Source organism: Dietzia aerolata (assembly GCF_014144865.1).
GTDB classification, from domain to species: Bacteria; Actinomycetota; Actinomycetes; order Mycobacteriales; family Mycobacteriaceae; genus Dietzia; species Dietzia aerolata.
Window position 1 is genome coordinate 1 of the sequence record NZ_JAALDM010000214.1, and the last position, 8,475, is coordinate 8,475.

9 protein-coding genes are annotated in these 8,475 nt (G+C 68.6%); 4 read left to right on the plus strand and 5 right to left on the minus strand.

Annotated features, from left to right (window positions below):
• The first annotated feature begins 157 nt into the window (after positions 1 to 157).
• Positions 158 to 391 (plus strand): exodeoxyribonuclease VII small subunit, encoded by a 234-nt coding sequence (locus G6016_RS12310; protein WP_182632936.1) that lies wholly within the window; start codon positions 158 to 160, stop codon positions 389 to 391.
• Between the two features lie 34 nt (positions 392 to 425).
• Here G6016_RS12310 and G6016_RS12315 read toward each other — a convergent pair whose 3' ends face one another.
• The gene (locus G6016_RS12315; RefSeq protein WP_182632937.1) at positions 426 to 986 is read right to left on the minus strand and encodes a DUF4245 family protein; all 561 of its coding nucleotides are present in this window, start codon (positions 984 to 986) and stop codon (positions 426 to 428) included.
• 149 nt (positions 987 to 1,135) lie between these two features.
• On the opposite strand from G6016_RS12315, the gene glpX reads away from it, so the two are divergent.
• Positions 1,136 to 2,146, plus strand: a complete 1,011-nt coding sequence (gene glpX / locus G6016_RS12320; protein WP_182632938.1) for a class II fructose-bisphosphatase — start codon at positions 1,136 to 1,138, stop codon at positions 2,144 to 2,146.
• 202 nt (positions 2,147 to 2,348) lie between these two features.
• Positions 2,349 to 3,752 (plus strand): class II fumarate hydratase, encoded by a 1,404-nt coding sequence (locus tag G6016_RS12325; RefSeq protein ID WP_182632939.1) that lies wholly within the window; start codon positions 2,349 to 2,351, stop codon positions 3,750 to 3,752.
• Between the two features lie 30 nt (positions 3,753 to 3,782).
• Here the strand turns inward: G6016_RS12325 and G6016_RS12330 are convergent, their stop codons facing one another.
• From G6016_RS12330 to G6016_RS12345, 4 genes are all read right to left on the minus strand, one after another.
• Positions 3,783 to 4,289, minus strand: coding sequence for an LGFP repeat-containing protein (locus G6016_RS12330; RefSeq protein ID WP_182632940.1), 507 nt, complete (start codon positions 4,287 to 4,289; stop codon positions 3,783 to 3,785).
• Positions 4,290 to 4,417: 128 nt separating this feature from the next.
• Positions 4,418 to 5,773 carry an RNA 5'-3' helicase PhoH2 gene (gene phoH2, locus G6016_RS12335; RefSeq protein WP_182632941.1) on the minus strand — a complete coding sequence of 452 codons (1,356 nt, stop codon included), beginning with the start codon at positions 5,771 to 5,773 and terminating at the stop codon, positions 4,418 to 4,420.
• Between the two features lie 374 nt (positions 5,774 to 6,147).
• A complete protein-coding gene (locus G6016_RS12340) occupies positions 6,148 to 6,657 on the minus strand; it encodes a MaoC family dehydratase (protein ID WP_182632942.1) in 510 nt (169 codons plus the stop codon).
• Positions 6,654 to 7,808, minus strand: a complete 1,155-nt coding sequence (locus G6016_RS12345; protein ID WP_182632943.1) for an acyl-CoA dehydrogenase family protein — start codon at positions 7,806 to 7,808, stop codon at positions 6,654 to 6,656. Before G6016_RS12345 ends, G6016_RS12340 begins: the two co-directional genes overlap by 4 nt.
• A gap of 69 nt (positions 7,809 to 7,877) precedes the next feature.
• Here G6016_RS12345 and G6016_RS12350 point away from each other — a divergent pair.
• Positions 7,878 to 8,475, plus strand: a 598-nt coding sequence (locus tag G6016_RS12350; RefSeq protein ID WP_241730275.1) for a MaoC family dehydratase, incomplete at its 3' end; no start/stop codon positions are given.

The following is an 8,475-nucleotide window of genomic DNA, read 5'->3' on the forward strand; positions in this document are numbered from 1 at the left end:
CGTCCATCGCCGACGCCCCGCCGGGCACGCAGCTGCGTATCCGCGTCTCCGACGGTGCGTTGTCGGCCGCGGTTCTCGGCGCCACCCCGGCCGCCGGCGGTCCCGCCCGCCGGGCCGACCCCGATCCCACCTCCCCCACCACCGAGGAGAATTCCTGATGTCCGACGAGCAGACCCCCGTATCCGAGCTGGGCTACGAGCAGGCCCGCGACGAGCTGATCGAGGTCGTCCGGATCCTCGAGGCCGGTGGTCAGGACCTCGACGCCTCGTTGGCACTGTGGGAGCGGGGTGAGGAGCTCGCAGCGCGGTGCACCGAGCATCTGGATGGCGCGCGTAAGCGGATCGACGCGGTCCTGGGCGACGACGACGAGGCCGGCTCCAGTCCCAGCTGAACTGCAGCGACCGGCGCCACGGTCATCGCCCCTCCTAGTTCGTCGGCAATGGCTGGCTGTCCTGCACGGCGGAGGCGAGGGTCTCGAATTCTGAGGTCGGCGCGGAGCCGGTCACGGCGACCCGCGTGTCTCCCATGTCGAGCACCCACAGTGGACGGACGTCGTCGCCGGTGTAGACAGACCATTCTCGGCCGGAGATCGGCACCATCGTCCGGCTGGGGCGCGGCTCACCGTCGACCATCCGGACCGAGTCCTCGGGGGCATCGGTCTGGATCAACTCGATGTAGCTGCGCTCACCGGTCACCCAGCCGACGTGGCTGGAGGTGCTCGCACCGAGTGGCTGGACCCGACCGGAATTGGAGGTCCACCCCTCGGGCACCTCGGGGGAACGGATCGGGAAGCCGAGGGTGCGGGCGTCGTCTGACAGCGACGCCTGGGCGTCGAACTCCCGGATCGGGCCCTGCTCCGGGCCGGACGGGCTGAAGGAGCATTGTCCGGTGACGCCGGCAAAGATGCCGACGATCACCATGAGCACCATCACCGACCAGAACATGTCGCGGTTGCCCTGCAGGATTCTCGGTTTCGACTCGGCCACGGCCGCCAGTATCCCACTCCACCCCGGCCGGGCAGCATGTCGGTCCACGACCGTTACCCCGACGTGGAACAATGAGTGCCGACCATCACAGCCGCTCCGCGCCCGTCACGTCGCCCGCGTGGAGCTTCTTCTGAGGAGCCCGACACCACATGTCTGACGCCAAGCGCCCGGATCGAAATCTCGCCATGGAACTGGTCCGCGTGACCGAGGCCGCCGCCCTGGCGGCCGGCCGCTGGGTCGGACGGGGCGACAAGAACGGGGGCGACGGCGCCGCGGTCGACGCGATGCGCGAGCTCATCTCCACCGTCGAGATGGCGGGCGTCGTAGTGATCGGCGAGGGCGAGAAGGACGAGGCGCCCATGCTCTACAACGGCGAGGAGGTCGGAACCGGCACGGGCCCCGCCGTCGACGTCGCGGTCGACCCCATCGACGGCACGCGTCTCATGGCCGAGGGCCGCCCCAACTCGATCGCCGTGATCGCCGTCGCCGAGCGTGGCGCCATGTTCGACCCGTCGGCGGTGTTCTACATGCGCAAGATCGCCGTGGGCCCGGAGGCCGTCGGCAAGATCGACCTGTCCAAGTCCACCGAATGGAACATCCGCTCCGTGGCCGAGGCCAAGAACATCGACGTGGGCGATATGACGGTGTGCGTCCTGGACCGTCCCCGCCACGCCGAGTTGATCGCCGAGATCCGCGCCGCCGGCGCCAAGGTCCGGCTGATCATGGACGGCGACGTCGCGGGTGGCGTCGCCGCCGCCTCCGACGACAGCTCCGTGGACATGCTCATGGGCATCGGCGGAACCCCGGAGGGAATCATCACCGCGTGCGCGATGAAGTGCATGGGCGGCGAGATCCAGGGCCAGCTGTGGCCGCAGGATGACGCGGAGCGTCAGAAGGCCGTCGACGCCGGCCTCGATGTCGACGCGATCCTCGGCACGGATGACCTTGTCAAGGGCGACAACTGCTTCTTCGCCGCCACGGGCATCACCAACGGTGACATGGTCCGCGGCGTCAGCTACCGGCCCAACGGCGCCATCACCCGCTCGCTGGTCATGCGGTCCAAGTCCGGCACCGTGCGCCACGTCGAGGCCCGCCACAAGATGGAGAAGCTCCGCGAGTTCTCGGCCGTCGACTACGGCCAGGGCGACACCGACGCCTGATCGTCGCATCCTTCGCGGCCGGCACCCCGCCGCACCTCCCCCGGCACCCCGCCGCTCCATCGCCGGCACCCCGCCGCCCCATCGCGCAGAGGGTTCCGCACACCCGCTTCTCGGCGGATGCGTGCGGAACCCTCTTCGCGTCGACAGGCGATCCTGTGTAGGTCTCCTGCAGGCCACGGCGGACGCGCCTACGCTGGCGGTCATGGCCGATCAGAGTGAATTCCGTATCGAGCACGACACGATGGGCGAAGTCCGAGTGCCCGTCGACGCACTGTGGCGGGCGCAGACACAGCGCGCCGTGGAGAACTTCCCCGTTTCGGGCCGCGGTCTGGAGCGCGCCCAGATCCGTGCGCTCGGGCTCCTCAAGTCCGCCTGCGCCACGGTCAATGGCAGTCTCGGGCTGCTCGACCAGTCCAAGGTCGACGCGATCGTCGCGGCCGCGGGCCGGATCGCCGAGGGCGAGGTCGACGAGCACTTCCCGGTGGATGTCTTCCAGACCGGATCGGGCACCAGTTCCAACATGAACACCAACGAGGTCATCGCCTCCCTGTGCGCGGACGCGGGTGTCACCGTGCATCCGAACGACGACGTGAACATGTCGCAGTCCTCCAATGACACGTTCCCCACCGCGACCCATGTCGCGGCCACGGAGGTCGTGATCAGTGATCTCGTGCCCGCGCTGACCGTGCTCGCCGAGTCGTTTGAGACCAAGGCCGAGCAGTGGCGCGAGGTCGTCAAGTCCGGCCGTACCCACCTCATGGACGCCGTGCCGGTGACGTTGGGCCAGGAGTTCGGTGGCTACGCCCGGCAGATCCGTGCGGGCATCGAGCGCGTGGTGGCGACGGTGCCCCGCGTGGGTGAGCTACCGATCGGTGGCACCGCCGCCGGCACCGGCCTCAACGCCCCCGATGGCTTCGGTACCGAGGTCGTCGAGCAGTTGCGTTCGCTGACCGGGCTGGACGAGCTGCGGCTCGCGGTGGATCCGTTCGAGGCGCAGTCCGCCCGGGACGGCCTGGTGGAGCTGTCGGGTGCGTTGCGCACGGTTGCGGTCTCGCTGACCAAGATCGCCAACGACATCCGGTGGATGGGCTCGGGTCCCATGACGGGCCTGTCGGAAATCCACCTTCCGGACCTGCAGCCCGGTTCCTCGATCATGCCGGGCAAGGTCAACCCCGTCCTGTGTGAGACGGTCGCGCAGGTCGCAGCGCAGGTCGTGGGTAACGATGCCGCGGTCGCCTGGGCCGGTGCCAGCGGCGCGTTCGAGCTCAACACCGCTATCCCGCTGATGGCGCGCAATGTCCTCGAGTCGGTGCGGATCCTGTCCACGTCGTCGGTGCTGTTCGCGCAGCGGTGCATCGACGGGATCGAGCCCGACACCGATCGGATGCGTCGCCTGGCCGAGTCGTCCCCCTCGATCGTCACCCCGCTCAACTCGGCGATCGGCTACGAGGAGGCCGCGCGCGTGGCCAAGCATGCCCTTGCCGAGGGAATGACGATCCGCGAAGCGGTGATCGCCCTGGGCTTCGTGCCCGATCCGCTCACCGAGGAAGAGCTCGATCGTCGGCTCGATGTGTTGGGGATGACCGGACTCGACCGAAAGCGCTGAGCGAGCAGTCCCCGGGCGTTCCGCCGGCCACTAGGAGTACCGGACAACCTGGAGGGTCTGATCTTCCAGTGTGATCCGGCCGTTCTGGAAGTCGGAGTAGATCATGGCGTTAGTGGTGGTCTCGTCGCTGGTCGGCCATCCCAGGTTTCCTGTGGGCCCACCGTTCTCCAGGTAGGTATCGAGGATCTGACCTCGCACGATGTGCGCACCGGTCTGGGGTGACCAGTACACGACCCCCGAGGTGTATTCCTGCGTCGTGCCGCCGTCGATGTCCTCGGCGGGCGCCAGCGGAGCGCCCAGCGCGATCGGCCCGCCCTTGGCGTCCACGTAGCGTCGGTGGATCGCCATGATGGTGTCAAAATTCTCGTCGCCGATGCGCAGCACCACCGGATCGGCGGCATCGGATTCCTGCGCCTGAGCTGCCGCCGTCTGTACGTCGGCCGTCTCGCCGTTCGCGTTGTCTGCGCACGAGGCGAGAGTCAGGACCATCGCCGCGATGACGGGCAGCGAGGTCACAGCGGGCAGGCGACGGAGCATGAAGAATCCTCGGGTGGGAGACGGCTTCGGGTCCGGCCGAAACTCGACCGGACCCGAATCCTCTCATGAAAGTGATGAGCAAACACTTACCACCCTGGCGTGCGGGCTGAACGCCCCGCGGGACCGTCTCAGGCCGCGCGGATGCGCCGCAGCTCTCCCGGGGTGCCATCAGGGTGGAACTCCTCGAGCATCGTGGTGACCAGTTCGGCGATAGCCGAGCGCTCGGAGCGATTGAGCGTGACATGGGCGAACAGCGGGTGCCCCTTGAGCTTCTCCACTACGGCCTGGATGCCGTCATGGCGTCCGACGCGCAGGTTGTCGCGCTGCGCAACGTCATGGGTGAGAACGACCCGCGACCCCGTGCCCAGCCGCGAGAGCACGGTGAGCAGCACATTGCGTTCGAGGGACTGGGCCTCGTCGACGATCACGAACGAATCGTGCAGGCTCCGCCCGCGGATATGGGTCAGGGGAAGCACCTCGAGGATGTCGCGGTCCATGACCTCGTCGATCACGTTCTCACTGACCAGGCCCTCGAGGGTGTCAAACACGGCCTGTGTCCAGGGCGACATCTTCTCCGACTCGCTGCCCGGCAGGTAGCCGAGTTCCTGGCCGCCCACGGCGTAGAGGGGGCGGAACACGACGATCTTGCGATGACGACGACGCTCCAGCACCGACTCCAGTCCCGCGCAGAGGGCCAGAGCCGACTTTCCGGTCCCGGCGCGGCCGCCGAGGGAGACGATGCCGACGGACTCGTCGAGCAGGCAGTCGATCGCGATGCGCTGTTCGGCGGAGCGACCGCGCAGGCCGAACACCTCGACGTCGCCGCGGACGAGCTTGAGTCCACCGTCGTCGGTGACGCGCGCCAGGGCGGAGGAGGACTCGGTCTGCACCCGGATCCCACAGTGCACGGGGGTGTCGGCGTCGAGCCCGGCGGCGCGGGCGACCAGCGGGCTGACCCGGCCGTCGGAGAACAGTCCGTCGACGAGCTCCTGCGTGGCGCCCAGACTGTCGACCCCGCTGTAGCCGGTGAGCACGACGTCCTGGGCGTGGTACTCGTCGGCGGGCAGCCCCACGGAGCCGGCCTTGACGCGCAGCGGGATGTCCTTGGACACCAGCACGGTCTCGGCGCCCTCGGCGCGCAGGTTGAGTGCGCAGGCGAGGATGCGGGAGTCGTTGCCGGTGTTGCGGAATCCGGAGGGCAGGACGGACTGGTCGGTGTGGTTGAGCTCGACGCGCAGGGTGCCGGCGACGTCGTTGACGATGAGGTCGCCGTCGAGGCGGCCGTGTCGCAGCCGCATGTCTTCCAGCAGGCGCAGTGCCTCGCGGGCGTAGTAGCCCAGCTCGGGGTGGTGACGCTTGGCCTCGAGTTCACCGATCACCGCGATCGGCAGCACCACATGGTGCTCGGCGAAGCGGGTGACGGCCCACGGATCGGACAGCAGAACCGAGGTGTCGAGGACGTAGGTACGTACGGTGTCGGTCACGGCGCGCTCCTGGCCCGCGGCACCCGCGGGCGAGTTGGGGTGGACCGGTCGGACCAGGTCACCCTAGGGTGACAGGGCCGGGTGCCGGCCCCCTCCCGATCGCGTCTGACGATCATCGGCTGGGACCTCCCGACGGTCGGCTTCCCCACCGACCGTTGCCAGTGACGCTACGCCGCTTGTCGGCCTAATCACATAGCTGTGAGTTAACTCGTCATGAATTCCCCGCCGTCATGAATTTCCCTCCGCCGCGTCCTTGAGAGGTACCGACGAAGACAGGAACGACGACGACAACGGCGCAGCCTCCCGCATCGCACACCGGAACTCCCGGGACGTCACGGGCGTACCTCGCTCAGGTCGGCAATCGTGCCGCCGGTTCACTCCACCATCAGCCGAACGGTATCGGCCACGAGCGCTGGCCGATTCCCGCCCTCGATCTCCACGGTGACCGTGCTGGTCAGCTGGAGGCCGGAGGACTTGCGTGTCAGCGAGGTGAGCTCGATCCCGGCCCGGATCCGGGAGCCGACGGGCACGGCCGCGGGAAACCGCACCTTCTCGAGCCCGTAGTTGATCATCATCGAGAAGCCGCGGATGTCCATGATCTCGGCGCCGAGCTCCGGCAGCAGTGACAGCGTGAGGTAGCCGTGCGCGATGGTCGTCCCGTACGGTCCCGTGGCGGCACGGTCCGGGTCGACGTGGATCCACTGGTGATCCCCCGTGGCGTCGGCGAAGGCGTCGATCCGCTCCTGCGTGATCTCCATCCAGTCGCTGTAACCGATGTGGGTGCCGATCGCGGCCTCGACCTGGCCCGGCCCTTCGAACACGCGGGGTTCTGACCCGCGCGATTCTGCCCCGTGCGCTTCGGACTCACGCTGTGCGTCGGTCATTCCAGTCCTCCTCGTGCCACCAGCTGGGCGGCGATGACGTTGCGTTGGATCTCGTTTGTGCCCTCGCCGACGATCATCAGCGGGGCGTCGCGGAAGTAGCGCTCCACGTCGAACTCCGTGGAGTAGCCGTAGCCGCCGTGAATGCGGACGGCGTCGAGTGCGATCTCCATGCCCACCTCGGAGGCGAATAGTTTGGCCATGCCGGCCTCCATGTCGCAGCGCTCGCCCGAGTCGGACTTGCGGGCCGCCAGCAGCGTGAGCTGCCGGGCGGCGGTGAGCTTGGTGGCCATGTTCGCCAGGTGGTGCCCGACCGCCTGGTGCTTCCAGATGGGCTGACCGAACGATTCGCGGGACTGCGCGTAGGCCAGGGAGTCCTCGAGCGCGGCCGCGGCGACGCCCAGGGCACGGCTGGCCACCTGGATGCGGCCGACCTCCAAGCCCGACATCATCTGCCCGAAGCCCTTGCCGGGCTCCCCGCCGAGGACCTGTGTGGCCGGGATGCGGTAGCCGTCGAAGGACAGCTCGCAGGTCTCTACACCCTTATAGCCGAGCTTGGGCAGGTCGCGCGAAACCGTCAGGCCGGGACCGTGCTCCACCAGCACGATCGACATTCCCCTGTGCCGTGGCTCGGCGGCGGGGTCGGTCTTGCACAGCAGCGCGATCAGTCCGGCCCGCCGGGCGTTGGTGATGAACGTCTTGGCGCCGGAGATCACCAGGTCGTCGCCCTCGCGGGTCGCGGTGGTGGTCATGGCCTGCAGGTCGGAGCCGCCGCCGGGTTCGGTCAGCGCCATGGTCGCGCGCATTTCGCCGGTGGCCAGTCGCGGCAGATAGGTGCTTTTCTGTTCCGGCGTCCCGAACCTGGCCAGCAGCGTGGCCACCACCGTGTGCCCGCCCATCGCGCCGGCCAGCGACATCCACCCGCGGGCGAGCTCCTCGGTCACGTGCACGAAGCAGGGCATGGACACCGGCGTGCCGCCGTACTCCTCGGGAACGGCCAGCCCGTAGATGCCGATGCGCTTCATCTGCTCGATCCAGCGCTCCGGGTAGGTATCGGAGTGCTCCACCTCGGTGACGGTCGGCTTGACCTCACGGTCGATGAACTCCCGGACCGTGGCGATCAGGTAGGACTCGTCCTCGCTCAACTCGGGCATCCGCCACACCTCGTCGTCGTCGTAAAAATTCTCCCCCGCCGCGCGGCCACGGTCTTATAGCCTATATTCATGCGCAGCATTTCGTTGCCCGATCCCGGCCCGTTCTTCGACCAGCTCGCCCACGGGCAGGTCTTCGACCGCGCGCCCGCCGTCACCCTCACCGACGGCCTCGCCGCGTCCCACCAGGCGATCGTCGGCGACCGACTCCGGCTCCCCCTCGACCGTCACCTCTCGGCCGCGGTGACCGGCGGCGCCCTCGCGCACCCGGGGCTTGTCACGGACGTCGCGATCGGGCAGTCCACGCTGGTCACCCGGCACGTCAAGGCGAACCTTTTCTATCGCGGACTGCGCTTTCGCCACTTTCCGCGGATCGGTGACACGCTCGCCACCCGCACCGAGGTGGTGGGGCTGAAACGCAATCGCCTCACGCCGGGCAGGCCTGCCACCGGGCTCGCGGCGCTGCGGATGACCACCACCGATCAAAACGGCCGCACGGTGCTGGATTTTCACCGCTGCGCCATGTTGCCGCTCGCGCCCGGCGCCGACCCGCACGCGGCGCCTCACGCCGACGACCTCTCGGATATCGGCGTGGCTCCGAGCGCGAGCACGGCCCGGACCACGCCGGCCGGATGGGACGTGGCGGCCTACCGCGCGGCGGTGGTCATGT

Coding starts and splice junctions, on each gene's coding strand:
- G6016_RS12325 (WP_182632939.1), top strand. CDS start 2,349: ATGGCCGATCAGAGTGAATTCCGTATCGAGCACGACACGATGGGCGAA.
- G6016_RS12340 (WP_182632942.1), bottom strand. CDS start 6,657: ATGACCGACGCACAGCGTGAGTCCGAAGCGCACGGGGCAGAATCGCGC.
- G6016_RS12310 (WP_182632936.1), top strand. CDS start 158: ATGTCCGACGAGCAGACCCCCGTATCCGAGCTGGGCTACGAGCAGGCC.
- glpX (WP_182632938.1), top strand. CDS start 1,136: ATGTCTGACGCCAAGCGCCCGGATCGAAATCTCGCCATGGAACTGGTC.
- G6016_RS12330 (WP_182632940.1), bottom strand. CDS start 4,289: ATGCTCCGTCGCCTGCCCGCTGTGACCTCGCTGCCCGTCATCGCGGCG.
- G6016_RS12345 (WP_182632943.1), bottom strand. CDS start 7,808: ATGCCCGAGTTGAGCGAGGACGAGTCCTACCTGATCGCCACGGTCCGG.